This window comes from Chelatococcus reniformis (assembly GCF_014640075.1).
GTDB classification, from domain to species: Bacteria; Pseudomonadota; Alphaproteobacteria; order Rhizobiales; family Beijerinckiaceae; genus Camelimonas; species Camelimonas reniformis.
Genome location: NZ_BMGG01000004.1, coordinates 43,539 through 69,772 on the forward strand (window position 1 = coordinate 43,539; position 26,234 = coordinate 69,772).

The following is a 26,234-nucleotide window of genomic DNA, read 5'->3' on the forward strand; positions in this document are numbered from 1 at the left end:
GGCGGCGAAGTGCCTGCCGGCTTGTCAGCTTAGCCGTCTCGCGAGACAAAGGCACGGCGGCAGACGGGAGAGTTCGGATATGATCCGGTGGCTGGGCGGCATTTGGGCGGGCATCGCCTTCCTGTTGGGGGCTGGCGCGGCGCTCGCGGCCGACAAGGTCACCTTCGGCACCAACTGGCTCGCCCAGGCGGAGCACGGCGGCTTCTACCAGGCGGTGGCCGACGGCACCTACGCCAAATACGGCCTCGAGGTCACCATCGTGCCCGGCGGCCCGCAGAGCAACAATCGGATGATGCTCGCGGCCGGCCGCCTCGATTTCTACATGGGCGGCAACCTGCTGCAGCCGTTCTCGGCGGTGGCCGAGAACATCCCCGTGGTCGTGGTCGCCGCCATCTTCCAGAAGGACCCCCAGGCCATCCTGTCACGGCCCGGCCAGGGCCTCGATACCTGGCAGGACCTCAAGAAGGCGCGCCTGTTCGTCGCTCGTGAGGGGCTCGTCTCCTACTTCCAGTGGATGAAGGGGGCATTCGGCTTCAGGGAGGATATGACCCGGCCCTACACCTTCAACGTGGCGCCGTTCCTGGCCGATCCGCAGTCGGCCATGGAGGGTTATATCACCTCCGAGCCGCTGGCGGTGGAGAAACAGGGCGGCTTCAGGCCCAACGTGTTCCTTCTGGCCGACTATGGTTTCGACACCTATTCGACCACCATCGAGACGCGGACCGACGTCGTCGCCGGCAAGGCCGACCTGGTGCAGCGCTTCGTCAATGCCTCGATCATCGGCTGGTACAACTACCTCTACGGCGACCCGGCAGCCGCCAATGCATTGATCAAGACGGCCAACCCGGACATGACCGACGAGCAACTTGCCTTTTCTCTGGCCAAAATGAAGGAGTACGGCATCGTCGACTCCGGCGATGCCCTCAAGCTCGGCATCGGCGCCATGACGGACGCCCGGATCAAGCACTTCTTCGAGCTTGCGGTGAAGTCCGGACTGGCCGATGCGGGGCTGGCCTATACCAGGAGTTACACGCTCGCCTTTGTGAACAAGGGTGTCGGGCTTGACCTCAGGCGCTAGCCGTTCCGCGGCCACCCCGCTTGCGGCGCCCGCGGCCATCAGCCTCATCGGCGTCGGCAAGAGCTACCCCAGCGGCACGCAGGCCCTCGATGGGCTGGACCTGGTCGTGCGCCAGGGCGAGTTCCTGGCGCTGCTCGGTCCATCGGGCTGCGGCAAGTCGACGGCGCTGCGCATCATGGCGGGTCTCGCCGCCCCGAGCAGTGGCACGGTCGAGCGCCATATCGGCGCGGCCGACGGCGCGTCAATCGGCTTCGTCTTCCAGGAGCCGACGCTGATGCCTTGGGCGCGCGTGGCGGCCAACGTGCGCCTGCCGCTCGATCTGGCGGGTGTCGGCCGGGCGGAGGCGCGGCGCCGGGCCGAGGAGATGATCGAGCGCGTCGGGCTCGCCGGCTTCGGCCGCGCCTACCCGCGCGAGCTCTCGGGCGGCATGCGCATGCGCGTGTCGCTCGCGCGGGCGTTGGTGACGCGGCCGCACCTGCTGCTGATGGACGAGCCCTTCGCCGCACTCGACGAGATCACCCGCTTCAGGCTGAACGACGATCTCTTGGCGCTCAGGGCGGCCTTCGGCTGCACCATTGCCTTCGTCACCCATTCCACCTACGAGAGCGTCTATCTGGCCGACCGCATCGTCGTGATGAGCGGACGGCCCGGGCGCGTCACCGACGAGATTGTGGTCGAGGCGCCGGGGCCCCGCACCGCTGCCTTCCGCGGCACGGCGGGCTATGCCGAGCAGTGCCGCCGCGCCTTCGCCGCCGTCGCCGGGGCCGCCGCGGCGAGTGAGCCACGATGAGGCTCGGCCACGGTGCGCGCATTCTGTCGTGGGCCATGCCGGTCCTCGCGTTCGCCGGCGCGCTGCTGGCGTGGGACCTGGTGGTGCGCCTGAACGGCATCCCGCCCTTTATCCTGCCAGCGCCGGCCCTCGTGGCTGCGACCCTGGTCAGCGATTGGCCTATCCTGTCGGCCTCGCTCTGGGTCACCTTGCGCACCACGCTCGAGGCGCTGGTCGTGGCGACTGCCGGCGGTGTCGCGCTCGCCGTCGTCTTCGCCCAGTCGCGCTGGATCGCGCTGTCGTTCTATCCGTTCGCCGTCATCTTGCAGGTGACGCCGATCATCGCCATCGCACCGTTGCTGCTGATCTATCTCTCGCCCGACGCGGCCGTGCTGACCTGCGCCTTCGTCGTCGCCTTCTTTCCGGTGTTGTCGAACACGCTCGCCGGGCTGACCAGCGTCGATCCAAACCTGCGCGACCTGTTCCGGCTCAACCGCGCCTCGCGGCTGGCGGAGCTGCTGCGCCTGCGCATTCCGGCGGCCCTGCCCAGCTTCCTCGTGGGCCTGCGCATCGCCGGAGGCCTTGCCCTCATCGGCGCCATTGTCGCCGAGATCGCCGCGGGCTCCTCGGGTCAGGGCTCGGGGCTGGCCTACCGCATCGTCGAAGCCGGCTACCGCCTCAACGTGCCGCGCATGTTCGCGGCGCTGGCGCTGATCTCCATCGCGGGCGTCGTGATCTATGGGAGCCTTGCGCTGCTTTCGCATGTCTTGCTGCGGCGCTGGCACGACAGCACCGTCGCCCGCGACGGATAGCCGGCCGCCGAAGCCGGCGGACCACGATGGCTATGCTGCACGCGGCATCGGTTATTCGCGTGCGTTGCGTCATCGACTCGTCACCGCCCGCGAAGTACTATTTCGACGGCAAGCTAATTTATTGGCGAGCTAAGCACGCTGCGAGAGCGTTTCGCGATCGGGTGGGCTCATCCGTTCAGAAGTAGCGCTCCGGATTCGGACAGTTGGAGTTTGCCGACCGCATCCCGACGGGGCCAGCAGGGCGGGTCGACATGCTTCAGGGATCAGGGCTCGGTCAGCCCGCGGGCATCAAGCGAGACGAGCCGATGAAGAACCATATTCGCAAGAGCGTGGGGTGGGCGCTCGTCCATTCGGCGCGGTTGCATCGCACCCGCATGGGCGAGCGGCTGTCGGCGCTGGGGCTCTTCCCCGGGCAGGAGCAGGTGCTGCAGGCGCTGTCCGAGGTCGAGGCCATGACCATGGGCGAACTGGCCGACCTGCTGCGGGTGAAGCCCCCGACTGCCTCCAAGACCGTGGCGCGCCTGTCGGCGCAGGGGCTGGTGACGCGGCAGGCCGAGCCCGGCGACGCGCGCGTCGTGCGCGTGCGCCTGACATCCGACGGGATGCAGCGAGCCGCCTCCATCGCCCAGCTGTGGGACGAGGTGGAGGACGAACTGCTCGACGGCTTCGATGCCAAGGAGCGGCGTCGGCTGCGCAAGCTGTTGCGGCGCGTCGCCAAGAACCTCGCCGGCACCGAGACCGAGGAGGAGGCGGCCGAGGCGTTGGACGACGAGTTCGAGGACAGCCCCGCCGCATAGCCGCTGGCCGGCGCCGCCTGGCGCGCCGAAGGCCGCCACGGGGTCATGGCGGGGTCATGGCCGTGGGGTCGTTCATGGCCGCGGTTGTCATGGCAGCGCTGCCACAGGCCGGCTTGACCGGGCTCGCCGTCCCCTTGAGAACAGGACGATCGTCCGGGCGGACGCCGTCCTTTTCCGCGGACGGCCCGCAACACGGTGGTAACGGCGGCGCCCATGTCCCAGGTCGAAGTGGTTCAAGTCAGTCCGCTCATGCCGGAGCCGCAACAGGCACTGGAGGCGGCATTCACCGTGCATCGCTGCTATGGCGCGGCCGACCGCGAAGCGGTGCTCGGCAGCCTTGCCGGCCGTGCGCGCGCCGTGGCCGGCGGCGGTGCCAGCGTGGACGCGGCGTTCATCGATGCGCTGCCGCGGCTGGAGATCATCGCCAATCTGGGCGTCGGCTATGATGCCGTGGACGCCGCGTACGCGGGGCGCAAGGGCGTCGTCGTCACCAACACGCCCGACGTGCTGACCGACGAGGTCGCGGATCTGACGCTCGGGCTCATCCTGGCGACGGTGCGGCGCCTGCCCCAGGCCGATCGCTACGTGCGCGAGGGGCGATGGCCGAAGGCTCCGTTCCCGCTCACCGGCTCGCTGCGCGGCCGCACCATCGGCATCCTTGGCCTCGGCCGCATCGGCAAGGCCATCGCCACGCGCTGCGCGGCCTTCGGCGTGCCGGTGGCCTATTACGGGCGCCGTCGCCAGCCTGATGTCGTCTATACCTACCATCCAACCCTACCGGCGCTGGCCGCGGCCGTGGATGTGCTGGTGGTGGTGGCGCCGGGCGGCGCCGAAACCCGGGGCATCGTCGATGCCCAGGTGCTGCGGGCGCTGGGCCCCGACGGCATTCTGATCAACGTCGGCCGCGGTTCGGTGGTGGACGAGCCGGCGTTGGTCGCGGCCTTGCAGGATGGAACCATCGCCGCCGCGGGGCTCGACGTCTTCGCGCACGAGCCGCATGTGCCCGCCGAGCTGATCGCCCTCGACAACGTGGTGCTGCTGCCGCACGTGGGCTCGGCCTCGGTTGCGACACGCAATGCCATGTCGCAACTGGTGGTCGACAACCTGATCAATTGGTTCGCCGGGCGCGGTCCCGTCACGCCCGTTGCCGAGACGCCGTGGCCGCCCTCCTGACGGGTGACGGCGCTCCGCGGTCAGCGCGTGACGACCGGCTCGACCCTGTGTGCGCTGCGCACGAAGGTGACCATGGCCCACAGGCCGACGAGGCCGAAGATTGCCATGAATGCGTATTCGATCGTCGTGCCGAGCTCGAGCAGGCCGGCGATGGCCCAGCCGCCGGCGATGGCCGCGCCCATCACCTCGGTACCGACGAGCAACGTCAGCGAGCCCAGCGTGAGCAGGTTGCGCCAGTTGATGCGGCCTTGCGGGGGGCGGCTGCTGTCCGTATCTGCCGACAATCGACGTCCTTTCGGTGGAAGGCGCGGAAACTAGCCCAAGTGCGAGCCCGATGACAAGGCAATGCGGCAGCCGCAAGTCTCGCCGCTTGCCCTGCGGGACACGCATGGGCACATTCGCGCGATTCGGCTCAAGCGCCACTGCGTTTCCGCTAAGGTGGCTCCACAAACGACATCGGCGGCGGCACGGGGCTGGCTGAAGGCGGGACATTCGTTGCGGTGCAGCGCTGGATCGTCGATGAACCAGGCGAAGCGTCACGCGGGTTGGTCCCACGAACGGCTCAGAGCGAGGGTGGATGCATCACGAGACCTTCAAGGCCTTCATGCCCTATCCCCCCGTGGCGGTCGCCCACGCGCCGACGGGGCCGCTGTCGGGCCTGAGCTTTGCCGTCAAGGACGTGATCGACGTCGCCGGCTATCCCACCTCCTGTGGCACGCCGCTCAAACTTGCCGCCTCCGGCATCAAGCCGTCCACCGCCCCCGTCGTCCAGCAGTTGCTCGATGCCGGCGCGCGCTTCGCCGGCAAGACCCACACGGACGAATTCGCCTTCTCGATCCTGGGCCGCAACTGCCATTTCGGCACACCGATCAACCCCGCGGCGCCGGGGCGCATACCCGGCGGCTCGTCCTCGGGCTCCGCCGTGGCCGTGGCCGCCCGGCTGGTCGATTTCGCGCTCGGCACCGATACCGGGGGCTCGCTGCGGGCCCCGGCCTCCTACTGCGGCATCTTCGGCATTCGCCCCACCTTCGGCCGGGTCGACAACAGCCTGTGCGAGCCGCTGGCCGGCAGCTTCGATACGGTCGGCTGGTTCGCGCGCGACGCCAAGATGCTGGCGCGGGTCGGCGCCGTCCTGCTCGGCCCGGACACCACCTCGCTGCCGGGGGCGGCGCGCTTCCTGATCGCCCGCAGCTGCTTTGCCGTGGCCAAGCCCGAGACAGCGGCCGAGCTGGAGGGGGTGCTCCGCCGCGTCGAGCTGCGGCTCGGCATGCTCGATGACACCACCGATGCCGCGCCCAACATCGACGATCTGTACTGGGCCTTCCGCCATATGCAGTCGCGCGAGGCCTGGGAGGCGCACCACACCTTCATCGAGGAGGTGGAGCCGCCCCTGGCTCCCGCGCTGGCCGAGCGGTTCGCCTTCGGCAAGGACGTGACCGACTCCCTCGTGGCTGAGGCGCGGGCGCTGCGTGTGCGCTTTCGCCAGCACCTGACGGCGCTGCTGGGCGAGGGCACGGTCCTGGTGCTGCCGACCATGCCGGCACCGCCGCCGTTCCTGAACGAGGCCGACGCGGCGATCGAGGATTTCCGCAATCGGACCGTCCGGCTGCTGTGCCTGGCAAGCTTAGCCGGCTTCCCGCAGGTCACCATCCCGGTTATCGAGAGCGACAGCGGCCCCTTGGGCCTGTCGCTGCTCGGACCAGCCGGCTCGGACCGGTCGCTGATCCAGCTCGCCAGCCGCGTGGCGGAGGCGGCCCGCGAGCGGATCGCGTAGAGCGGTCGCGCCGCCCTCCGTTCGAAGGCTCGGCGCCCGCGCAGGCCGGCGCTCATTCGACTGCGAAATACTTTATCTGTCTGAATTGTCGCGTTTTCTTTACGCGAACTGGCGTCCACTTCGCTCAAAAGCGCTCTAGCCGGCGCCTGCGGAGGCGAGGCCGATCAGCAGGGCCGCGCCCAGCACGAGGACGAACGCGCCGGCGAGCACCTCGATGCCGGCGACGGCGATGGTGCCGCTGCGCCCGCGTCCGCCGGCCAGCCGTAGCGCCAGGCCTTTGGCGAAGACCGCCAGCGCGGCCGCCATCCCGGTGGTGATGGCGGTGCCGAGCGCCATGGCGAAGGTCGCCGCGACCCCGATCGTAAAGGCCTTCTGGGAGAGGGCGAAGACGAGCAAGATGATGGCGCCGGAGCAGGGACGGGTGCCCGCCGCCAGCACGACACCGATCCAGGCGCGCACCGTGCCGGCGCGGGCGACCTCGGCGGCCGACGGCATGTGGGCGTGATCGCAATCGTCGGCTGCGGCCGTGTCGCCGTCAGGCGCGCTCACCGCGACGAACTTGCCGGCCTTGCGCCACAGCAGGACGGCGCCCACCACGGCCACCAGCGCGAAGCTCGCCAGCTCGATGAGGTTGGCGGTGGCGCTCACCGACGCGGCGGTCGCCTTGAGCACGACCGCCAGCACGGCGACGATGGCGATGGCGACCAGGGCCTGGAGCACGGCCGCCGCCAGACTGAGCACGAAGCCTTTGGCCAGCGTCTGCTCATTGGCCAGCAGATAGCCCGAGATCACCCCCTTGCCGTGCCCGGGGCCGGCGGCGTGGAAGACGCCGTAGGCGAAGCCGATCCCCATCAGGGTCCACAGGCCGGTCCCGGTCTCGGCGATCACCTGGAGGCCTTGGGTGAGCGCCTGGTAGAACTGCGATTGCAAGGCCAGGATCAGCGCGCCGAAGCTGCCCGTTGGAGCCGCCTCACGCAAGCCGGTGCCGAACGGGCTCTTGGGCGGGGGTGGGGCCGCGGCCTGGCCTGCCGCCCAGGCAATGAGCGCGAGCGCCGCGGCCACGATGCAGACCGCGGCCACGGCGACGGCGAGGCGACGGCCCAGCCGGCTTTGGCCTGCCGCGATCGCGCGCGTGGCCGTACCCCCGTCACTCAGGGACATGCGACGAGGGCCTTGTTGGCGAACTGGGTGCCGAAATCGGATGATTGATCCAGGGCGGTGAAGAAGCTCTCCGACAGGTTGCGCGCGTCGGGGGCCGGGGCCTTCGGCCGCATGACGGTCAAGGTGCAGCCCGCCGGAGCGCCCGCGAGGCGCACCGGATCGGCGCCGTCGGCCAAGTTGAAATCGACGAAATAGGTCGGATCCGACACGTCGAACATCAGCGCGCGGCTGGCCGGCAGCGGTTTCTTCAGCGGCAGCAGAAATCTCAGCGTCAACTGGCCGTCGGTGAACTCCATCGCCGTATCGGCCGGTTCCGCGAACTCGAGCTCCTTGCCGTTCACGCGGGCGTGGGTGAAGTAACCGTACTCGTTGAGCGACTCCGTGTTCACTTTGGCGAGCTCCGCCAGCTCGTCGGTCGTGACCTTGCCGTCGCCGTTCTTGTCCAGGCCCTGCACGGAATAGGCGGAATAGGCTTTGTCGAAGGTCCAGCTGTGGCGGACGCCGGTCATGGAGCCGCCGGGTGCATAGATGATCTCGCTGCGCACGCTCACCCAGACATGCGGGTGGGCCGCCGCCGGCAGGGCGAGGGCAACGACCAGCAGAAGGCCGAGAATCAGTCGCATGGCGAGCTCGCTCATAGTGGGCGCACCCTCTTTCGCAATTCGATCGAATTCGAGGCACGCCGCGCCGGCGGGCCTGCGCTGCAGCCGTCAGCCCCATTGTGGGCGACGCAGCGTTGCCGCCACGCATCCCAGCTCCAGATGTAGGCCCGAGGATGACGGATGTTCGGGTTTAGCATGCGCGGACGAGGCGCGATGATCCAGCGGAGATAATTCGACCCATGACAACGCCCACGACTGCCGATGCGGCCCTTCCCCGCGCCCCGCTCAGCGACGGCCAGCGCGTCTTCGCCATCTTTGCCGCCTCGTCCGGCAATCTCGTCGAGTGGTACGACTTCTACGTCTATGCGTTCACGGCCATCTACTTCGCGCCCGCCTTCTTCCCTGCCGACGATCCGACCATCCAGCTGCTCAACAGCGCGGCCGTCTTCGCCATCGGCTTCTTGATGCGGCCGATCGGCGGCTGGGTGTTCGGCCGCATCGCCGACCGCTACGGGCGCCGCCGGTCGATGATCATCTCCGTGTTGATGATGTGCATGGGCTCGCTCGTCATTGCCTGCCTGCCGACCTATGCGACCATCGGGGCGCTGGCGCCGCTGCTCCTCCTGCTGGCGCGCATGGCGCAGGGGCTCTCCGTCGGCGGCGAATACGGCACGAGCGCGACTTACATGAGCGAGGTGGCCAAGGCCGGTCGCCGCGGCTTCTTCGGCTCGTTCCAATACGTCACGCTGATCGGCGGCCAGTTGCTCGCTTCCCTGGTGATCCTGATCCTCGCGCTGGTCCTCAGCACGGAGGAGATGCGCGCCTGGGGCTGGCGCATTCCCTTCTTCATCGGCGCCGCCACGGCGGTGATCGCGCTCTTCCTGCGGCGGACCCTGGAGGAGACCCTGACGGACCAGGCGCGCAAGCGCGAAGAGGCCGGTTCGCTGCTGGCATTGCTGCGCCGGCACCCGCGGGCCTTCATCACCGTGCTGGGCTTCACCGCTGGCGGATCGTTGATCTTCTATACATTCACCACCTATATGCAGAAATACCTGATCAATACAGCGCATATGGAGACACGTAGCGCCAACATCGTGATGACGTCGGCCCTGTTCGTCTACATGTGCTTGCAGCCGCCCTTCGGCGCGCTGTCCGACCGGATCGGGCGGCGCAATTCGATGCTGCTGTTCGGGGGCCTTGCCACCGTGGTGACAGTGCCGCTGCTGACGGCGCTCGGCAGCGTGAGCAATCCCTGGACAGCCTTCGTGCTGATCATGATCGCGCTCGCCGTCATCAGCCTCTACACGTCGATCAGCGGCCTGGTGAAGGCCGAGCTGTTTCCCGCGGAGGTGAGGGCGCTCGGCGTCGGCTTCGCCTACGCCCTCGCCAACGCGGTGTTCGGCGGCTCGGCGGAGTATGTGGCGCTCTTGTTCAAGAGCGTTGGGGCCGAAGCCTGGTTCTTCTGGTATGTTTCCATCATGTGCGCCATCGCCTTCGTCGTGGCCGTGGTGATGCGCGACTCCCGCAAGGGCGGCTACCTGCAGGGCGAGCACGTGGATTGAGGGGCGGCGCACGCCCCAAGCGCGCTGCGCGATCGGGTGGAAACACCCGATCGCGAAGAAGCGGTCGAGATCCAAAGGCTTGGACCATTTCTGCGCAATCGGGTGAATGCATCCAATTGCGCTACGCCGGAGGGAAAACAACCACGTCCGCTTGCATATCGGCCGCTGCCTCTCAAGAATAGGCCTGGGTTTGGTCGCCAAGAGCCATCCCAAGGAGGAGACATGCGGAACTCATCGATCTACTGGGGCGCTATCGCGCTGCTGTGCACTTTCGCTCCGGCCATGGCGCAGGAGGCGGACTGGACGAAATCGAAATGGGGGCCGGCGGACGAGATCGGCGCGGCCAACTACATCACGCCGGAATTGGTGGTGAAGGCAGCGCAACTCGTCAAGACCGGCAAGACCTATCCGCTCGGCATCGAGACCAACTCCAAGACGCCGGCCTTCCCGCCCCGCGGCTTCAAGCTCATGGTGGTGCAGCCGGGCCAGGCTGGCATCGAGGGGCTGGGTCCGAACAAGGCCACCTACAACGACGATATCATCGAGGGCTGGGTCGGGGTCGGCAGCCAGCTCGACGGCCTCGGCCATCTCGGCATCGGGCATGTCTATTACAACGGCAACAAGCTGGCCGACTTCGCCGACCCCAACGGCTTGAAGAAGCTCGGCATCGAGAAGGTCCCCCCCCTGGTCGCCCGTGGCGTGCTGCTCGATATGGCGGCGATGAACAACACGGACGTGGTCAAGGAAGGCACGGCCTTCAACCGGGCCGAGATCGAGGCGGCCGCCAAGAAGCAGGGCGTGGAGATACGCCAGGGCGACGTGGTCCTCTTTCACACGGGCTGGACGAGCCTGATCGGCAAGGACGACAAGCGCTACAGTGCCGGCGAGCCGGGAATCGGCCTCGACGGTGCGAAGTACCTGACGGATATAGGGGTTGTGGCGGTCGGCTCCGACTCCTCGGCTCTCGAAGTGATGCCGTTCGAGACCAAGGATCTGTTTCCTGTCCACCAGCATCTACTCGCCAAGACGGGAACTTACATACTGGAGAACATGAATACCGAGCAGTTGGCCAAGGACAAGGCTTACGAATTCCTCTTCGTTCTCGGCCAGCCCCGGGTGACCGGGGCCGTGCAGGCGATCATCAACCCGGTCGCGATCCGGTAGGAACGCAGCGGAGGGGGTCGGGCTTAGAGCGTTTTCGAGCGAAGTGGACGCCGGTTCGCGTTAGGAAAAACGCGACAAATCAAATAGATAGAGTATTTCGGCGATTCGAAGAAACGCGGAAATACTCTAGCCCAACCCTCTTCGACATGGACGGCCACCTGGAGCGGGACGATGCTCTTCGAGCCATCATCCCGCTCCAGGTCATTGGGCACGGTCTCTTCGACGCGACCATTGGATCAGATGGGTTCCGTCGGCACCAACTTTGTCAAATCGACCGACGGAATCCTCTTTATGGGTTTGCCTCCTAGAGCGTTTTCGAGCGAAGTGGATGCCGGTTCGCGTGAAGAAAACGCGACAAAACAAATGATCTAGGCCGACTTGGCGGCCTCTGCCGGGATCGGCCTCAGGCGGAACTCGCGGCCGTCTTCCAGCCAACGGATGCGCTCGTCGCGGAGCGCGGTACGCCGCACCTTGCCGGCGTCGTCGCGCACGGCGTCGGTCGCCAGCTCATAGCTCTCGGGGTGCTTGGGCCGACCGATCCGGCTGGCGAGGAACTCCGGCAGCGAGCCCAGCACGGTGTCCGCGTCCTGGCCGTCGGCAAGCTGCACGATGGCGTGGATGCGGGCGCCCAGATCGGGGTCGGGCAGGCCGACGACGGCGCAGGTGGTAATGTCGGGGTGGGCCATCAGCGCCGCCTCGACCTCGGCCGGATAGACGTTGGCGCCGCCGCGCAGGATCATGTCCGAGCGCCGGTCGGCCAGCCAGATGTAGCCGTCCGTGTCGATGCGGCCGACGTCGCCAAGGGATTCCCAGCCGTCCGCGGTGCGCTTGGGCTCCGCCCCCATGTAGTGATAGGTCGTCCCGACGCCCTCGGCGGACTTGAGGTAGATCTCGCCGACCTCGCCCGGGGGCAGGTCGCTGCCGTCCTCACCGACCACCTTGGCGGCACCGATCTCCACGCGGCCCACGGAGCCCTTGCGCTTTACCCATTCGGTGCCGGGAATGACCGTGGCGGCCTGCCGCTCGGTGCCGCCGTAGAGCTCGTAGATGCGCTCCGGGCCGAGCCAGTCGATCCACGCCTCCTTGAGCCACACGGGCATGGGCGCCGCCATGTGAAAGACGACGCGCAGGCTGGAGAGGTCGAAGCGCTCGCGCTCCTCCCTGGGCAACGACCAGATGCGGCTCATCATGGTCGGCACGAAATTCACCCATTCCAGACGGTACCGCTCGATCAGACGTAAGGCCCCGAGCGCATCGAACTTGGGCATGCCGACGAGCAGGCCACCCTCGAACAGCGACGAATGGCTGATGATGAACGGCGCATTGTGGTAGACCGGGCCCGGGTTGAGCAGCCGCACCTGCTCATGCATGACGAGGGGCGGCACCTTCGGGTCGGTCGCGGCGGGCTGATGGTCGACGATCACTTTCGGCCGGCCGGTCGAGCCGCCGGAGGTCATCGCCTTCCAATAGCGGGCGATGGGACCAGTGACCGGCTCGTCGGAAAAGCCCTCGGGCTTGAAGTCGGCGGGGACGCTCGTGGGCGCATTCCAGTCGGCCTCGCCGCCGATGACCAGCGAGGGCCGCAGCAGCTCCAGAATGGCCGCCGCCTCGCCGCTCGGCAGACGGTACGAGAGCGAGCAGGGCGTCGCGCCGCATTTCCAGATAGCGAAGGTGTTCTCGTAGAAGACGTTCGAGTTGGGCAGGCCGACGGCGACGAAATCGCCCGGCTTGACGCCCATCTGGGCGAAGGCGCGCGCCCGCTGGTTGGCGTTCCGCTCCAGCTCGCCCCAGGTCAGGCTGTCGTCGCCGTGGATGATGGCCACGGTATCGTGGCCGTTGCGGTCGGCATGCCAGCGCGGCACGTCTGCCATCGGGATCAGCATATTTCCTCCACGGTGACCATTCTCGGCCAGGTTTCCCCGGGCCTTGCGAATCCTGGCCGAGTTAGAGAGAGCATGACGATGTCGTCAAGCGGTCGGCCGTCAGCTTCTGAGGGCGGCGGCCGGCGACTGGCGGTAGGCCAGCAGAGCCGGCAGCGCCGCGGCCACGGCGCCGACGGCGAGGAGGACGGCCAGGCTCGCCGCGTCCTCGCCGGCGAAGGCCACGGGCAGGGCAACCCCGCTCGTCGCCGTGAGGCCGGCGGAGAGAAGGCGTGCAGCGCCGTAGCCGACGGCGAAGCCGGCGACGACACCCGCGGCGAGGATCGCAAAGGCCTCGAGCCACACCAGGAGCACGATGATCTCGCGCCGGGCCCCGAAGGCGCGCAGCGCCCCGATCTGGCGGCGCCGCTGGAGCACGTGCAGCACCACCACCAGCAGGACGGCGGCGAGAACCAGCCCCTGGGCGCCCCAGGCGACCAGCGACAGCACCGTGCGCGCATCGCCGAGCGTGCCATAGAGGCGAGTCAGCACCTCCCCGGGAAAGACGGCGAGGCTGCGCTCGGTGCGCCACTGCCGGCGCAGTTTGTAGGCGTCGGCGATGGTGCGTGGCTTGACGACGATGGCCGGCAGGCCCGGTGCGCCGGGCGCGGTCAGCGCCGCCGGATCGATCGGTACCTCGAAGCGGGGCGGGCGAGGGGCGGCGTCGGCCGCGCGGCCGGGCGCGGCTCTGCCGTCATGCTCGTCCGCGTTCGCCCCGTGCGCGTGGAGCCGCCACACCGCCTCGATGGGTACGAGCACGGCCCGGTCCCACGGCGTCCCGGTTGGGCGCAGCCGCCCCACCACCCGGTAGGTGACGCCGTGGTGGAGGCTTGCCGGCCAATGGCTTTCACCATGCATCGGCTGGATCGTCTCGCCGATCGCCCGATCGACGTGCGCGCCGACGACGGCCTCACCGAGCTTGGCAAAGGCGCTTCCGGCGCCGAGCCCGCCGATGCCGTCGACCAGGGACTGGGTCGTGCCGACGATCGGATAGGGGCCGGCGAAATCGCCGAAGCCGACCGGCGCCGCCCAGGCGACCTTTGGATCGTCGAGCAGGGCGGCGAGCACGCGGCCGGGCAACAGCGGCAGGGGCGCCGCCTGCAGGAAGACGGACGAGAGGACGAGTTGGGTCTCGCTGCCCGGCGCGCCGATGACGACATCGAAGGCCGCGGCGGCCCGCGCGCTGCCGAGCCGCAGCGCACGCTCCTGGAGCGTCACCACCACGCCGAGCGCCGTCGCCAGCACGATCAGCAGCGCGACGGCGGCCGCGCCGAGCCATTGGCGCCGCAGATCGGCGGCGATCAGCCGGAACATGGGACCCGCCGCTCAGGGTTGCACAATGCGCCCTGCCTCCAGTCGCAGCACCCGGTCGAGCCTGCCCACGAACAGCGGGTCGTGGCTGGCGACGATCAGGGTGGCCCCGGTGTCGCGCGCCAGCCCGCTCAGCAGGTCGGCGACGGCTGCGCCCGCATCGGCGTCGAGGCTCGCGGTGGGCTCGTCGGCGACGACGATGCCGGGACCGGCCACCAGCGCCCGGGCGACGGCCACGCGCTGCATCTGGCCGCGCGACAGAGTGTCGACGGTCTGCTCGATGCGCTCGAGGCCCACGCGCCTCAACAGCCGCTCCGCCTCGGTTCGCGTCGCCTGCGGCAGGCGCAGGCGGGCCAGCCGTTGCGGTAGCAGCACGTTGTCGATCGCAGACAGTCCGGGGAGCAGGTGGAAATCCTGCATCACCAGCCCGACATGAGCCGCCCGCCAGCGGTCGCGCGCGCTTTCGCCGAGTGCCGTCAGGTCCGTTGCGGACCAGCACACGCTGCCGCCGCTCGCCCGTTCCAGGCCGGTCAGCAGGTTGAGGAGGGTGGTCTTGCCGGAGCCGGAGGGGCCAGTGATGGCCACCTGGGATCCCGCATCCAGGGTGAGCGCTGGGATGGCGAGCGCCGGCCGGTCGAGGCCGGCAAAGCGCATGGTGAGCTCGCTGACGCGGAGCGCCGGCATGGGTCAGGCCTGCCGGAAGCTGGCGCCGACGAGCCGCAGCAGGCTGACGAACCCGGTCTCCGGGTCGGTCCAGGAGCCCACCTCCAGGCGTCCGCTTGCCCGGATCAACCTGTTGGCCTGCTCGAAGGTGCGCGGGCCATCGAGATAGATGACGATGATGTTGTCCGGCCAATCCGCGTCCGACGAGCAGAATGGGCAGATCGACATGGGAATCTCGGTGAGGACGAAGAAGTTCGCCTCCGCCTTCAGCGGCGGGGCGATGTAGCCGCGCATGGTGACCTCGCGCCCCGCCAGCTGCTTGACCTTGTCGGAGAAGGTGAGCCCCAGCGGGCTCACTTTGCCGTAGAGCTCGTCGAAGTCGAGCGTCGCCTCGGCCGCCCGCGCCGGCCGGATCGGCGTGACGGAGGTCGCCAGCACGGCTGCGGAGGCGCCGCGCAGCAGCCCACGTCGCGAGAGTTCCCGCGTGAGCCGCGGCCGCGTCGCGGATACCCGCGCGTCAGTCCCGGGGTGGCGCCAGCGCCAGCGCATCGACCATGGCACGATAGACGTCGCTCTCCTCCATGTAGCCTTTGAAAGCGTCGGAGCCGGGGCCCGTCGCCTGCAGAATGACGTCGTCGACGGCGTGCACGGCGGAATCGGCCTCGCGCGGCAGGTTGCCGATGCGCAGCACGGCGCCGGGCACGTCCCTGTAGGCCTCGTTGGCGACGAACTCCTGCTTGCCCTTGGGCACCGTCGGCTCGAACGGGCCGTCGAGCTTGGGGCGGAACGTCTCATAGTAGTCGGGGAAGTCGGCCGCGAACATCGCCAGCCGGCGGCTCACGTCGATCCGGTCCGGATAACCGTCGCCGTCTTTGTCCTCGTAATTGGGGAAGCCCGCGGCAGCGTAGACGCCGATCTTCTCGCGCATGTCCGTGCCGGGCTTGGCGTCGTCGATGGTGCCGATCAGCGACACGCCGTGGGTATGGTCGGAGGTGACGATGACCAGGGTGTCCGGGTTCTTCCTGGCGAACTCGAGCCCGAGGCCGACGGCCTTGTCGAACTCGATGGTGTCGAACAGGGCACGCTCCCAGTCCATGGGATGGGACTGCTTGTCGATCAGCGCGCCCTCGACCATCAGGAAGAAGCCGTCCGGGTTCTTCGACAGCTGGTCGAGCGCAACCTTCGTCATGTCGACGAGCCCCGGCTGGTTGGGAAACCTCGGCACGGTGCCCTTCTTCAGGAACTCCCGGTCCAGGACCGTATCCATGTTGCCGGTGTGGAACAGGCCCAGGATCTTGCCGGTGTTGGTGCCGGAGGCCGCTGCGAGCTCGGCCTTGTCGGTGGCGAGCGCATAGCCGTCGTCCCGGAAGGCCTTGATGAGGTCCTTGTCGTCCTTGCGCTTTGAGCCCGGCGTGCTCTTGGGCAGGAAGTAGGCCGAGCCGCCGCCCAGGATGATCTCGGGCTTCGTGTCGAGGAACTGGGTTGCGATATCAGGCTTGTCGGAGCGCAGGCGCGTATGGGCGATCACCGCCGCCGGCGTCGCGTCCTCGATCTCCGCGCCGGAAACGATGCCGATGGATTTCTTGCTCAGTCGGCGCAGCGCCTCGGCCACGGTCTCCACGCGCGGGTCGTCCAGGCTGCTCTTGGTGCGGTCGGCGTAGACGCCCAGCGCGTTGACCGCGGTCTTGTGGCCGGTCATGTAGGCCGACATGGAATTGGCGCTGTCGGTGCTGATGGAGTTGGTCGCCGACGTGCCGATGAAGGCCATACGGTCGAGGTCGTCCATGTGGAGGCGGCCGTTGGCCTTGCCCTCGGTCATGCCCTTGGACATCAGGCGGGCGGCGGTGCGGTGGGCGACCGACATGCCGTCGCCGAGGAAGAAGATGACGTTCTTGGCCTTGGGCGTAGCCTGCGTCGCATAGACGTTCCAGGTGACCGTCTTGGTGTCGCCGGCAGCCGTCGCCCCGACCGTGTAGGCGCCGGGCTGGGCGATGTGGGCGGCGCGCAGGCGCACCGCCGATGCGTCGACGCCGTCCTCTTTCTCGATGAACTCGAGGTCCCGGCCGAGTACCTCGGCGGCGGGCTTGCCGTTGATGGTCACCTTGACGTCGTCGGGCTTCACCACCTTGTCGAACTCGACCTTGAGGTCGAAGGGCGAGCGCACCAGGATGTCGGCTCGGTCGAGGGGGTAGATGGTCGCCGCTTCGGCTGCCGAAGCGAGGCAGGTCGTCACCGTCAAGACCGCGATCAGGCCACGCATGCGAGCTCTCGCAGAAGGAGGGAAGCGCGACAGCTAGGCCCGCCAGGTGTCAGTCTGATGACGCTGCGGAACGCAGGTTGCAACTCGGCCAATTCCTCGTCGACTCGGCCGACCCTCGTCGAGCGGCGCAGCCGCTGGGATGCGACTTTGCCCCAGCCTCCTCAATCTGGAACACCTCGGTGGACTGGAGCGGCGCGGACGCCGCGGGCTGGTATGGTCCATGCCCGCGCCCGCCGCCCGCTCGGCGTCTTGCCGCAGCTGCCCGCCCGGTCGAGGATGAGTGCGCCGACCGCGCGGCTGGTACGTCCCCAGGACCTGGAGTTTAGCCCGACCATGCCCGAACCGATGATCGATCTCGCCGCCGCCGTGGAGCAGAACTGGTCCGCGCAGCTCGACTGGCTGAAGACGCTGGTCTCCTTCCCGAGCGTGCGCGGCAAGGAGGGCCCGTGCCAGGATTGGATCGCCCGCGAATTCGCGGCGCGTGGCTGGCCGGTCGACCGTTACACGCTGGCTGAGGTCGACATGGCGCATCTGCCCGGCTTCTCGCCGGTGATGGACACCGACTATACGCAGGCCGTGCAGGTGGTGGCGGCGCTGCGGGCACCCGAGCCCGAGGGGCGCAGCCTCATTTTGCAGGGCCACGTGGACGTGGTGCCGGAGGGGCCGCTCGCCATGTGGGCGAGCCCGCCCTACGCGCCGGAGATCCGAAACGGGCGCATGTATGGCCGCGGCGTCTATGACATGAAGTCGGGGGTGACGGCCATGGTGTTCGCGCTCGATGCGCTGCGCACGGCCGGAGTCGCGCCGGCTTCCGACATCTATGTGCAGACGGTCACCGAGGAGGAGTGCACCGGCAACGGCGCTCTCTCCACCCTGGCGCGCGGCTACCGCGCCGACGCCTGCCTGATCCCGGAGCCGACCGGTCAGACCATTCTGCGCGGCACCGTCGGGGTCATGTGGTTTCGCCTGCGCATCCAGGGCCATCCGGTGCATGTCTCGGAGAGCGAGCACGGCACCAACGCCATCCTGTCGGCGTTTGGGCTGATCCAGGCGATCCAGGCCTTCACGCGCGAGCTGAATGAGCGGGTGAAGAGCCATCCCTGGTTCTCCAAGCTCGCCAATCCGATCAAGTTCAACCCGGGCAAGATCCGTGGCGGCGACTGGGCGAGCTCCACGCCTGCCTGGTGCGAGGTGGATTGCCGTATCGCCGTCCTGCCCGGCACACCGCTGGCCGAGTTTCGCAAGGAGCTTGCCGCCGTCATCGCCCGCGCCGCGCTGAACGACAGCTTCCTCTCCAACAATCCGCCGGAGGTGATCTGGAACGGCTTCCAGGCCGACGACTACGTACTGGAGCCCGGATCGGAGTTCGAGGCGGCGGTGCGCCGGGCGCATGCCACCGTGGCCGGCGCCGAGCCCACGGAGTCGATTCTGCCGGCGGTGACCGACGGGCGCTTCTACGGCCGCTACTACGACATTCCGAGCCTGTGCTACGGCGCCGGCGGGGCGGCGGCACACGGCTTCGACGAGTATCTCGACCTGGCGAGCTTCAAGCAGACCACGACGGCGCTCGCCACCTTCGTCGCCGACTGGTGCGGCGTGCGCCCGCTCGCCGCGGCCTGAGGGGGGCAATCGCCTTGAGCCCGTCCTCCCTTGCCAACGCCCGCATCGACGGAAGGCGCTTCTGGTCCACCATCGAGCGGTCGGCCGCCATCGGCACGTGGCGGCACGGCCTCAACCGGCTGACGCTCAGCGACGCCGACAAGGCGATCCGCGACCAGTTCGTCGAATGGTGCGGGGGCGCCGGCCTCGCCGTGCGGATCGACGAGGTCGGCAACATCTTCGGCCGGCGGGCGGGGCGCGACGACCACCTGGCGCCCGTGCTGCTCGGCAGCCATCTCGACACCCAGGCGAACGGCGGCCGCTTCGACGGCATCGTCGGCGTCCTCGGCGCGCTCGAACTGGTGCGCACGCTGAACGACCTCGGCCACGTGACGCGGCGGCCGATCGAGATCGTCAACTGGACCAACGAGGAGGGGGCGCGCTTCTCGCCGCCCATGGTGGCCTCGGGCTGCTTTGCCGGCGTCTATGAGCGCGACTGGGTGTACGGGCGCACCGCCGACGACGGCGCCACCCTGGGCGGCGAGCTCGTCCGCATCGGCTATCGTGGCGAGGTGCCGGTGGGCGGCGTCGTTCCCGACAGCTACCTGGAGCTGCACATCGAGCAGGGCCCGATCCTCGACGCGGAACGACTCCAGGTCGGGGTGGTCACGCACGGCTATACCTCGCACGGCATGCTCGTCGAGTTCCGCGGCGAGACCGCCCACACCGGCCCCTGGCCGATGCAGAGCCGTCGCAGCGCCCTGGTCGCCGGCGCGCGCCTGGTCGCCGCGGTCGACGACATCGGCTGGGATTTCGCCCACGTCGGCGGCAAGGCCAGCGCGCCGCGCCTGCAGGCCTGGCCGAACCGGGCCGGCATCCTCTCCGAATGGGCTCAGGTGGTGTGCGACGTGCGCCAGGACGACCCGGTGATCGCCGGCATCATGGCCGAGCGCGTGCAGCGGGCCGTGGGCGAGGCGGCGGCACGGGCCGGGTGCACCTGCGAGATCCTCGACCGCTGGAACTGGGGTGGGCGCATCTTCGACGAGGCGATGGTGGAGCTGGTGCGCGATACGGCCGCTTCGTTGGGCTACAGCCACCGCGATGTCGCGAGCCAAGCCGGCCACGACGCCTATTTCCTGGCCCGCATCTGCCCGACCGCGATGATCTTCACGCCCTGCCGGGGCGGTATCACCCACAACGACGGCGAGGACGCTACCTTGGACGAGTTGATCCCCGGCGTGAACGTGCTGCTGCATGCAGCCGTGGCTCGCGCTGATCGGTAGTCGGCAAATCTACGTCGTCAGCTCCCAGTCGATGGGCAGGGCGCCGTGCGCCGTGAGCCAGGCGTTGGCGCGGCTGAACGGCCGCGAGCCGAAGAAGCCTGCGTGGGCCGACAGGGGCGAAGGGTGCGCCGACTCGATGAGGCCGTGGCCGGTGCCGTCGATCAGCGCCGCGCGGCGGCGGGCGTCGGCGCCCCACAGCATGAAGACGGCTGGTGTGCCGCGCGCCGCGACGGCGCGGACCACCTCGTCGGCGAGCCGCTCCCAGCCGAGGCGCCGATGGGCGCCGGCGCGGCCTGCCTCCACCGTCAGGCAGGTATTGAGCAGCAGCACGCCGCGCGCGGCCCAGGGGGCCAGCGATCCGCTGGACGGCGGCGGGCAGCCGATGTCGGCGGCGAGCTCCTTGAAGATGTTGCGCAGGGACGGCGGCAGCTTGGCGCTGCGGGTGACGGAGAAGGCGAGGCCCTGCGCATCGCCCGGCGTCGGATAGGGATCCTGCCCCAGGATAACGGCCTTCACCGCCGGTAGCGGCGTCGCGATCAGCGCCCGCAGCAGGTCGGCGGGGCCCGGCAGGATGTGGGCGCCGTCCGCCGCCTGAGCATCCAGCGTGGCGGCCAGGCGCGCCGCGGCGCCACCGGCGAAGAACGGCAGCTCCGTCCAGCCGCCGCCGCCGGCCAAAAAGGCCGCGACCGCCGCCGCGTAGCTCCGGCCCGCTTCAGGGAAGGATCTCGATGCGATCATCGGTTTTGATGGTGACGGTGCCGAGCTTGCGCAGATAAGCCATCACGTCGTTAGCGAGCAGGCGGTTGCCGGTGTCGGCGGTGGGATCGGAGGTGCCGGCGAGCATGCCGTAGCCGTCGCCACCCCTCAGCATGAAGTCGTTGGTGGCGAGGGTATACGTCGCCTTGGGCTCCAGCGGACGGCCATCGACGGCGACCGATACGACGCGCGCTCCGGCCGGGCGGGCGGTATCGACCTCGACCTTCAGCCCCGAGACCTGCGGGAAGCGCCCGGCACGGCTGTCAAGCCGGGAGAAGCCGTTCTCCAAGGCGGCACGCAGCTGCTGGCCGGAGACTGTCACCACCACCGTCTTGTTGCCGAACGGCAGCTCGATCAGCACATCCCTGCGCGTGACGGTGGCGCCGGCCGGATAGACGCGGTTGCCGCGGATGCCGCCGCCGTTGAGCATCGCGGCGTCGGCACCGGTCGCGGCGCGGATGGCATCGGCGAACAGGTCGCCGATCGCGGTCTCGCGATAGCGCACGCTGGCGCTGCGGCTATCGAGTTCGACGCCCAGCTTGGCCAGCGGCTCCTCCAGGGCGCGCGACAGGTCCCGATCAAGCTGCCTGACCCGGGCCAGTACCGCCGGATCGGGCTCGACGGTCAGCGTGTCGTGGATGCGGAAGCCGGGCGACCAGGCCAGTGTCGCCGCGCCGCCCTCGGCCGCGGCGGCGCGTCTGACGAAGACATCGACCGAGGTGACGAAATTTGCATCATGGTTGGACTCGACCATCGCCGCCTCGTCGTCATACTCGATGGCGAGGTCGTGGTCGTGCCCGGTGAGCAGCACGTCGACGAGCTTGGACCTGACGATACGGAAGTCCATGGCCCGGTCGGTATGGGTGACGGCCACGATGAATTCGGCGCCCTCCTGGCGCAGCGCCAGCGTCTGCTGCCGCAGGGTATCGATGATCGGGCCGAACTTCAGATCGCCCGGGGTCGACTGGAGCGGCGTCTCGGTGAGCGCGAGGCCGACGAGGCCCACCCTGACGCCGCCGAGCTCGTAGATTCGCCGGTCGTGGTGGCGCGGCAGCGGCCGGTCCTCGGCATCGCGCAGGTTGGCGGCGAAGACCGGGGCCTTCAGCTCTCCGATGCGCTGGAAGTAGACCTGCTGGCCGAAGTCGAACTCATGGTTGCCTGGTACGAACACGTCCGGAGCCACCATGTTGGTCAGTTCGACGATGTGGGCGCCGTGGTCGAAGCCGGACATCAGCGACGGCGAAAAGGTATCGCCGGCGTGGCAGAACAGCATCGGCACGCCGCGCGCACGCTCAGCCTTCACGACGGCTGCGAGCTTGGAAAAGCCGCCCCGGCCACCCTCGGCGTCCATGCGGTAGATGTCGTTCACCAGGAGCAGGCTGAAGGTCGGCTTCGGTGCCGCGGCCTCCTGGGCCGCCGACCCGCCGCCCGCCGCCAGCATCGGCAGCGTGAGGGCACCAAGCGCCCCGCGACGCGTTACCTCACCCATGCCCGGATCTCCATACCCGCTATGAGGACGAGCCACACCTTCGTCGCGGCCGGGCTTGACCCGGCCATCCGTCGACCCAAGAACAAGCCCGAGCCCCCACCGGCTTTCAAAGCGGATGGACGGCCGGGTCAAGTGCGGTCATGAGCTCAATCCCGAAACAGGCGAGGCCGACCGTGGCCGGAGCCATAGCCGATTTGCGATGAACGACACAGACAAACGTGAGCCGCCGGTCGCCGCCCTTCCGCAGGTGGCCGCACGGCCGGCGGACCATCCGGCGGCGCCCACCGGGCGCATCGGTGTGTTGCTGCTCAACCTCGGTACGCCCGAGGGCACCGACTATTGGTCGATGCGGCGCTACCTCAAGGAGTTCCTGTCCGACCGGCGGGTGATCGAGACGCCGCGGCTGATCTGGTGGCCGGTGCTCAATCTGATCATCCTGACCAAGCGGCCGGGGCCGAAGGGCCGCGACTATGCCTCGATCTGGAACGACGAGCGCGACGAAGGCCCGTTGAAGACGATCACGCGGGCCCAGGCCGAGAGGCTGGCCGCCGACCTCGCCGCCGTGGACGGGCGTGTCGTCGTCGACTGGGCCATGCGCTACGGCTTTCCGGCGATCAACGAGCGCCTGCGGGCGCTCCAGGCGCAGGGCTGCGACCGCATCCTGCTGCTGCCCCTCTATCCTCAATACGCGGCGGCAACGACGGCGACCGTCTGCGACCATGCCTTCCGCGCGCTGATGAAGATGCGCTGGCAGCCGGCGGTCCGCGCGGCGCCGCCCTATCACGACGATCCGGTCTACATCGACGCGCTGGTCGCCTCGCTCGAACGGCATGTCGCCGCGTTGAGTTTCGAGCCGGAGGTGATCCTGGTCTCCTTTCACGGCATGCCCAAGTCGTATCTCCTCAAGGGCGATCCCTACCATTGCCAATGCGTCAAGACCTGGCGGCTGATGGGTGAGGCCATGGGCCTGCCGGAGGATCGCCTGCGCATGAGCTTCCAGTCGCGCTTCGGCAAGGGCGAGTGGCTCACGCCCTACACCGACGAGACGGTGAAGGCGCTCGCCCGGAGCGGCGTCAAGCGTCTCGCCGTGGTAACGCCGGGCTTCGCCGCCGACTGCCTGGAGACGCTGGAGGAGATCGGCGTCGAGAACGCCGGCTACTTCACCGACAACGGCGGCGAGCACTTCGCCGCAATTCCCTGCCTCAACGACAGCGATGAGGGCATGGCGGTGATCCGGCACCTCACCCTGCGCGAGCTGCAGGGCTGGCTTTAAGCCGGCCGTCCTGCCGGCGGGGATGTGGCTTGGCCGGGCGGCGTCGATCGGTCAGACTCGTATCTGCGTCGGTGGCGGTCGAATCGGCTCGCGGCGCGGGAGGGGACCGTGCCGCTGGGCGTCAACATCGTCGTCATCGCGCTGGTGCTGCTTGTCGTCGTGACGGCAGCGGCCGGAGTGCGCACCATTCCCCAAGGCTACGCCTATACGGTCGAGCGTTTCGGGCGGTATGCGCGGACCCTGGGCCCCGGGCTCGGGCTCATCCTGCCGTATGTGGAACGCGTCGGCCAGCGCGTCAGCATGATGGAGCAGGTGCTCGACGTGCCGAGCCAGGAGGCCATCACCAAGGACAATGCGGGCGTGCGCATCGACGCAGTGGCCTTCTACCAGGTGCTCGACGCGGCCCGCGCCTCCTACGAGGTGGCCAATCTGCCCTTAGCCCTCCTCACCCTGACGATGACCAACATCCGCACCGTGGTGGGCTCGATGGACCTCGACCAGTTGCTGTCGCACCGCGATGACATCAACGAGCGGCTGCTGCGGGTGATGGACGCGGCGGCCTCGCCCTGGGGCGTCAAGGTAACGCGCATTGAGATCAAGGACATCATGCCGCCGCCCGCCATCGCCGAGGCGATGACACGGCAGATGCGGGCCGAGCGCGAGAAGCGCGCCAACGTGCTGGAGGCCGAGGGCCTGCGCCAGGCAGCCATCCTGCGCGCCGAGGGCGAGAAACAGGCGCAGATCCTGGCCGCCGAGGGGCGCAAGGAGGCCGCCTTCCGCGACGCCGAGGCGCGCGAGCGCCAGGCCCAGGCGGAGGCGCTGGCCACCGGGGTTGTCTCATCGGCCATCGCCGCCGGAGATCCGGCGGCGGTGAACTTCCTGGTGGCTGAAAAATACGTGGACGCCTTCCGCACCCTCGCGGCATCGCCCAACCAGCGCGTCGTCGTCGTGCCCTACGAGATGGGCGGCCTCGTGGGTACCCTGGGCGGCGTGGCCGAGATCGCCCGGCAGGTGTTCGGCGAGGGAAGGGACGGCGCCGCAGGGTCCGCCCAAGCGCGCCGGCCGCGTTCCGTGCCGCCGACCGGCGCCTGAGAGCGCGGTGACCATGGCTGGCCACCTCCTATGCTGAACCCGTCTCTCGGACCGTGGCTGTTCATCCTCGCCGGGCTGATGCTGATGGCCGCCGAGATGGTCGTGCCCGGCGCCTTCCTTGTGTGGTTCGGCATCGCGGCGGTGGCGACGGGCGTTGTCGACCTGCTCCTTGCCCCGCCCTGGCAGGTCGACCTCCTGCTGTTCTGCGTCTTCGCCGTCGCGGCGGTGCTGGCCGCGCGCGCGCTCACCCGCGGCCGTGGCGTGCCGGCCGCCGCCGAGCCGCCCTTCCTCAACCGCCGCGGCGATGCCCTGGTCGGCCGGTGCTTTCCGCTCGCCTCGCCGATCGTCGATGGCTCCGGGACGATCCGGGTCGACGATACGATCTGGCGCGTGATGGGGCCGAGCGCCGCCGCCGGCGAGCAGGTCCGTGTGCTGCGGGTGATCGGCGTCAGCTTGGAGGTGGAGCGCGCGGGAGCAGGGCCCGATCCGACGTGAGCGCGTGATCGGGGGACCTCCACCCGATCGGCATGTATTCTAGAGCGTTTTCGAGCGAAGTGGACGCCGGTTCGCGTGAAGAAAACGCGACAAATCAAACAGATAGAGCATTTCGACGACTCGAAGAAACGCGGAAATGCTCTAAGCGACGCCGGCGCGCAGGAGGTCGAGGTAGTGCACCAGGCCCACCGGCTTGCCCGCCTCCACCACGACGATGGCGGTGATCTTCGCGGTCTCCTGGATTTCCAGGGCCTTGGCGAGCAGCGTCTCCGGCCCGATCGTGCGGGGGTTGCGCGTCATCACCCCATCGACCCGCTCCGCTTCCAGGTTGGGCTTGAAGTGGCGGCGCAGATCGCCGTCGGTGACGATGCCGGCGAGGCAGCCGTCCGCATCCGTCACGATCACGCAGCCGAAGCCCTTGCTGGTGATCTCGCCGACGGCCTCGCTCATCAGCGCACCGACCCGGACGATCGGCAGGCGAGCGCCGGTGTGCATGATCTCCCGCGCATGCTTGAGCTGGGCGCCGAGCTTGCCGCCCGGGTGCAGCACGCGGAAGTCCTGGCGGGAGAAGCCCCGCGCCTCCAGCAGCGCGACCGCGAGCGCATCGCCGACGACGATCTGCAGCGTCGTGGAGGTCGTCGGCGCGAGCCCGTTGGGGCAGGCCTCGTCTACGGCCGGCAGCACCAGGGCGATCTCCGCCTGGCAGGCGAGCGTCGAGGCCGCGTTGGACGTGAGGGCGATCAGCGGCACGCGGAACCGCTTGGCGTGGGCCACGATGTCCGACAGCTCGGCCGTCTCGCCCGACCAGGAGAGCGCCAGCAGCACGTCGCCCGGCTGGATCATGCCGAGATCGCCGTGGCTCGCTTCGGCCGGATGGACGAAGTAGGTCGGCGTGCCCGTCGACGACAAGGTGGCGGCGACCTTGCGGCCAACATGGCCGGACTTGCCCATGCCGGTGATGATGACGCGGCCGCTGCTGGCGCCGATCAGGCGCACAGCTGCCGCGAACGGCTCACCAAGGCCGTTGCCAAACGCCGCCTCCAGGGCGGCCAGGCCGGCGCGCTCGACACCAACGGTGCGAAGCGCGGAGGCGACGGGGCTCGCGTCGGCGGAGCGGCGCGAAATGGAGACGGAGCGAAGCACGCGCATCACATAGCACGGGCGGCGCCGTTCGGCGACACGCCCTCAGATCGCTGTATCCC

The 26,234-nt window shown here is 68.9% G+C and carries 24 protein-coding genes; 13 read left to right on the plus strand and 11 right to left on the minus strand.

Translation table 11 applies throughout. The annotated features are described in order from the left end of the window. Positions 1 to 79: 79 nt before the first annotated feature. The 5 genes from IEW34_RS11310 to IEW34_RS11330 all read left to right on the plus strand — a co-directional run bounded on the left by IEW34_RS11310 (position 80) and on the right by IEW34_RS11330 (position 4,629). Positions 80 to 1,078, plus strand: coding sequence for an ABC transporter substrate-binding protein (locus tag IEW34_RS11310; RefSeq protein WP_188609302.1), 999 nt, complete (start codon positions 80 to 82; stop codon positions 1,076 to 1,078). After that, on the plus strand, positions 1,062 to 1,868 hold the full coding sequence (locus IEW34_RS11315) for an ABC transporter ATP-binding protein (protein ID WP_188609303.1): 807 nt from the start codon (positions 1,062 to 1,064) through the stop codon (positions 1,866 to 1,868). Before IEW34_RS11310 ends, IEW34_RS11315 begins: the two co-directional genes overlap by 17 nt. After that, a complete protein-coding gene (locus tag IEW34_RS11320) occupies positions 1,865 to 2,659 on the plus strand; it encodes an ABC transporter permease (protein WP_188609304.1) in 795 nt (264 codons plus the stop codon). Before IEW34_RS11315 ends, IEW34_RS11320 begins: the two co-directional genes overlap by 4 nt. Positions 2,660 to 2,964: 305 nt before the next feature. Continuing rightward, positions 2,965 to 3,456 (plus strand): MarR family winged helix-turn-helix transcriptional regulator, encoded by a 492-nt coding sequence (locus IEW34_RS11325; RefSeq protein ID WP_188609305.1) that lies wholly within the window; start codon positions 2,965 to 2,967, stop codon positions 3,454 to 3,456. Between the two features lie 213 nt (positions 3,457 to 3,669). Continuing rightward, positions 3,670 to 4,629: a 2-hydroxyacid dehydrogenase gene (locus IEW34_RS11330; RefSeq protein ID WP_188609306.1), complete on the plus strand. Its 960-nt coding sequence runs from the start codon at positions 3,670 to 3,672 to the stop codon at positions 4,627 to 4,629. Between the two features lie 20 nt (positions 4,630 to 4,649). Here IEW34_RS11330 and IEW34_RS11335 read toward each other — a convergent pair whose 3' ends face one another. After that, positions 4,650 to 4,913, minus strand: coding sequence for a hypothetical protein (locus IEW34_RS11335; protein WP_188609806.1), 264 nt, complete (start codon positions 4,911 to 4,913; stop codon positions 4,650 to 4,652). 293 nt (positions 4,914 to 5,206) lie between these two features. On the opposite strand from IEW34_RS11335, the gene IEW34_RS11340 reads away from it, so the two are divergent. Then, entirely contained in the window at positions 5,207 to 6,403 is a 1,197-nt protein-coding gene (locus IEW34_RS11340) for an amidase (RefSeq protein WP_188609307.1), read from the plus strand. Positions 6,404 to 6,538: 135 nt separating this feature from the next. Here IEW34_RS11340 and IEW34_RS11345 read toward each other — a convergent pair whose 3' ends face one another. Then, positions 6,539 to 7,564, minus strand: a complete 1,026-nt coding sequence (locus IEW34_RS11345; RefSeq protein ID WP_188609308.1) for a nickel/cobalt transporter — start codon at positions 7,562 to 7,564, stop codon at positions 6,539 to 6,541. Then, entirely contained in the window at positions 7,555 to 8,187 is a 633-nt protein-coding gene (locus tag IEW34_RS11350) for a DUF1007 family protein (protein ID WP_244641934.1), read from the minus strand. Before IEW34_RS11350 ends, IEW34_RS11345 begins: the two co-directional genes overlap by 10 nt. Before the next feature lie 218 nt (positions 8,188 to 8,405). Here IEW34_RS11350 and IEW34_RS11355 point away from each other — a divergent pair, with 218 nt between their 5' ends. Continuing rightward, positions 8,406 to 9,728: an MFS family transporter gene (locus tag IEW34_RS11355; protein WP_188609310.1), complete on the plus strand. Its 1,323-nt coding sequence runs from the start codon at positions 8,406 to 8,408 to the stop codon at positions 9,726 to 9,728. A 222-nt stretch (positions 9,729 to 9,950) separates the two neighbouring features. Beyond that, entirely contained in the window at positions 9,951 to 10,892 is a 942-nt protein-coding gene (locus IEW34_RS11360; RefSeq protein ID WP_188609311.1) for a cyclase family protein, read from the plus strand. A gap of 368 nt (positions 10,893 to 11,260) precedes the next feature. Here the strand turns inward: IEW34_RS11360 and IEW34_RS11365 are convergent, their stop codons facing one another. The 5 genes from IEW34_RS11365 to IEW34_RS11385 form a co-directional block, all read right to left on the minus strand. Beyond that, entirely contained in the window at positions 11,261 to 12,775 is a 1,515-nt protein-coding gene (locus IEW34_RS11365; protein WP_188609312.1) for an AMP-binding protein, read from the minus strand. Between the two features lie 99 nt (positions 12,776 to 12,874). Then, a complete protein-coding gene (locus IEW34_RS11370) occupies positions 12,875 to 14,125 on the minus strand; it encodes an FtsX-like permease family protein (protein WP_188609313.1) in 1,251 nt (416 codons plus the stop codon). A gap of 12 nt (positions 14,126 to 14,137) precedes the next feature. Next, complete coding sequence (locus tag IEW34_RS11375; RefSeq protein ID WP_188609314.1) at positions 14,138 to 14,806, minus strand: ABC transporter ATP-binding protein; 669 nt, start codon at positions 14,804 to 14,806, stop codon at positions 14,138 to 14,140. 3 nt (positions 14,807 to 14,809) lie between these two features. Beyond that, complete coding sequence (locus IEW34_RS11380; RefSeq protein ID WP_244641935.1) at positions 14,810 to 15,223, minus strand: hypothetical protein; 414 nt, start codon at positions 15,221 to 15,223, stop codon at positions 14,810 to 14,812. Between the two features lie 79 nt (positions 15,224 to 15,302). Further along, complete coding sequence (locus tag IEW34_RS11385) at positions 15,303 to 17,045, minus strand: alkaline phosphatase (protein ID WP_188609315.1); 1,743 nt, start codon at positions 17,043 to 17,045, stop codon at positions 15,303 to 15,305. Positions 17,046 to 17,378: 333 nt separating this feature from the next. Here IEW34_RS11385 and IEW34_RS11390 point away from each other — a divergent pair, with 333 nt between their 5' ends. Both IEW34_RS11390 and IEW34_RS11395 read left to right on the plus strand, forming a co-directional pair. Next, positions 17,379 to 18,665 carry an ArgE/DapE family deacylase gene (locus IEW34_RS11390; protein ID WP_188609316.1) on the plus strand — a complete coding sequence of 429 codons (1,287 nt, stop codon included), beginning with the start codon at positions 17,379 to 17,381 and terminating at the stop codon, positions 18,663 to 18,665. An 8-nt stretch (positions 18,666 to 18,673) separates the two neighbouring features. Beyond that, a complete protein-coding gene (locus IEW34_RS11395; protein WP_373288248.1) occupies positions 18,674 to 19,927 on the plus strand; it encodes a Zn-dependent hydrolase in 1,254 nt (417 codons plus the stop codon). A 9-nt stretch (positions 19,928 to 19,936) separates the two neighbouring features. Here the strand turns inward: IEW34_RS11395 and ung are convergent, their stop codons facing one another. Then, complete coding sequence (ung, locus tag IEW34_RS11400; RefSeq protein ID WP_188609318.1) at positions 19,937 to 20,665, minus strand: uracil-DNA glycosylase; 729 nt, start codon at positions 20,663 to 20,665, stop codon at positions 19,937 to 19,939. After that, positions 20,640 to 22,172, minus strand: a complete 1,533-nt coding sequence (locus IEW34_RS11405) for a bifunctional metallophosphatase/5'-nucleotidase (RefSeq protein ID WP_188609319.1) — start codon at positions 22,170 to 22,172, stop codon at positions 20,640 to 20,642. Before IEW34_RS11405 ends, ung begins: the two co-directional genes overlap by 26 nt. A gap of 199 nt (positions 22,173 to 22,371) precedes the next feature. Between IEW34_RS11405 and hemH the strand changes: the two genes are divergently transcribed. The 3 genes from hemH (at position 22,372) to IEW34_RS11420 (ending at position 25,032) form a co-directional block, all read left to right on the plus strand. Continuing rightward, entirely contained in the window at positions 22,372 to 23,445 is a 1,074-nt protein-coding gene (gene hemH / locus IEW34_RS11410; protein ID WP_188609320.1) for a ferrochelatase, read from the plus strand. Positions 23,446 to 23,553: 108 nt separating this feature from the next. After that, a complete protein-coding gene (locus IEW34_RS11415; protein ID WP_188609321.1) occupies positions 23,554 to 24,537 on the plus strand; it encodes an SPFH domain-containing protein in 984 nt (327 codons plus the stop codon). Positions 24,538 to 24,567: 30 nt separating this feature from the next. Then, entirely contained in the window at positions 24,568 to 25,032 is a 465-nt protein-coding gene (locus IEW34_RS11420; protein ID WP_188609322.1) for an NfeD family protein, read from the plus strand. A gap of 141 nt (positions 25,033 to 25,173) precedes the next feature. Here IEW34_RS11420 and IEW34_RS11425 read toward each other — a convergent pair whose 3' ends face one another. Then, positions 25,174 to 26,181 (minus strand): KpsF/GutQ family sugar-phosphate isomerase, encoded by a 1,008-nt coding sequence (locus IEW34_RS11425; protein ID WP_188609323.1) that lies wholly within the window; start codon positions 26,179 to 26,181, stop codon positions 25,174 to 25,176. Positions 26,182 to 26,234 lie beyond the last annotated feature (53 nt).

Bases quoted from the DNA above. Each gene is read 5' to 3' on its own strand.
- IEW34_RS11310 (WP_188609302.1), top strand. From the start codon at position 80: ATGATCCGGTGGCTGGGCGGCATTTGGGCGGGCATCGCCTTCCTGTTG.
- IEW34_RS11320 (WP_188609304.1), top strand. From the start codon at position 1,865: ATGAGGCTCGGCCACGGTGCGCGCATTCTGTCGTGGGCCATGCCGGTC.
- IEW34_RS11325 (WP_188609305.1), top strand. From the start codon at position 2,965: ATGAAGAACCATATTCGCAAGAGCGTGGGGTGGGCGCTCGTCCATTCG.
- IEW34_RS11330 (WP_188609306.1), top strand. From the start codon at position 3,670: ATGTCCCAGGTCGAAGTGGTTCAAGTCAGTCCGCTCATGCCGGAGCCG.
- IEW34_RS11340 (WP_188609307.1), top strand. From the start codon at position 5,207: ATGCATCACGAGACCTTCAAGGCCTTCATGCCCTATCCCCCCGTGGCG.
- IEW34_RS11345 (WP_188609308.1), bottom strand. From the start codon at position 7,564: ATGTCCCTGAGTGACGGGGGTACGGCCACGCGCGCGATCGCGGCAGGC.
- IEW34_RS11350 (WP_244641934.1), bottom strand. From the start codon at position 8,187: ATGCGACTGATTCTCGGCCTTCTGCTGGTCGTTGCCCTCGCCCTGCCG.
- IEW34_RS11355 (WP_188609310.1), top strand. From the start codon at position 8,406: ATGACAACGCCCACGACTGCCGATGCGGCCCTTCCCCGCGCCCCGCTC.
- IEW34_RS11360 (WP_188609311.1), top strand. From the start codon at position 9,951: ATGCGGAACTCATCGATCTACTGGGGCGCTATCGCGCTGCTGTGCACT.
- IEW34_RS11365 (WP_188609312.1), bottom strand. From the start codon at position 12,775: ATGCTGATCCCGATGGCAGACGTGCCGCGCTGGCATGCCGACCGCAAC.
- IEW34_RS11370 (WP_188609313.1), bottom strand. From the start codon at position 14,125: ATGTTCCGGCTGATCGCCGCCGATCTGCGGCGCCAATGGCTCGGCGCG.
- IEW34_RS11375 (WP_188609314.1), bottom strand. From the start codon at position 14,806: ATGCCGGCGCTCCGCGTCAGCGAGCTCACCATGCGCTTTGCCGGCCTC.
- IEW34_RS11385 (WP_188609315.1), bottom strand. From the start codon at position 17,045: ATGCGTGGCCTGATCGCGGTCTTGACGGTGACGACCTGCCTCGCTTCG.
- IEW34_RS11390 (WP_188609316.1), top strand. From the start codon at position 17,379: ATGCCCGAACCGATGATCGATCTCGCCGCCGCCGTGGAGCAGAACTGG.
- ung (WP_188609318.1), bottom strand. From the start codon at position 20,665: ATGATCGCATCGAGATCCTTCCCTGAAGCGGGCCGGAGCTACGCGGCG.
- IEW34_RS11405 (WP_188609319.1), bottom strand. From the start codon at position 22,172: ATGGGTGAGGTAACGCGTCGCGGGGCGCTTGGTGCCCTCACGCTGCCG.
- hemH (WP_188609320.1), top strand. From the start codon at position 22,372: ATGAACGACACAGACAAACGTGAGCCGCCGGTCGCCGCCCTTCCGCAG.
- IEW34_RS11420 (WP_188609322.1), top strand. From the start codon at position 24,568: ATGCTGAACCCGTCTCTCGGACCGTGGCTGTTCATCCTCGCCGGGCTG.
- IEW34_RS11425 (WP_188609323.1), bottom strand. From the start codon at position 26,181: ATGCGCGTGCTTCGCTCCGTCTCCATTTCGCGCCGCTCCGCCGACGCG.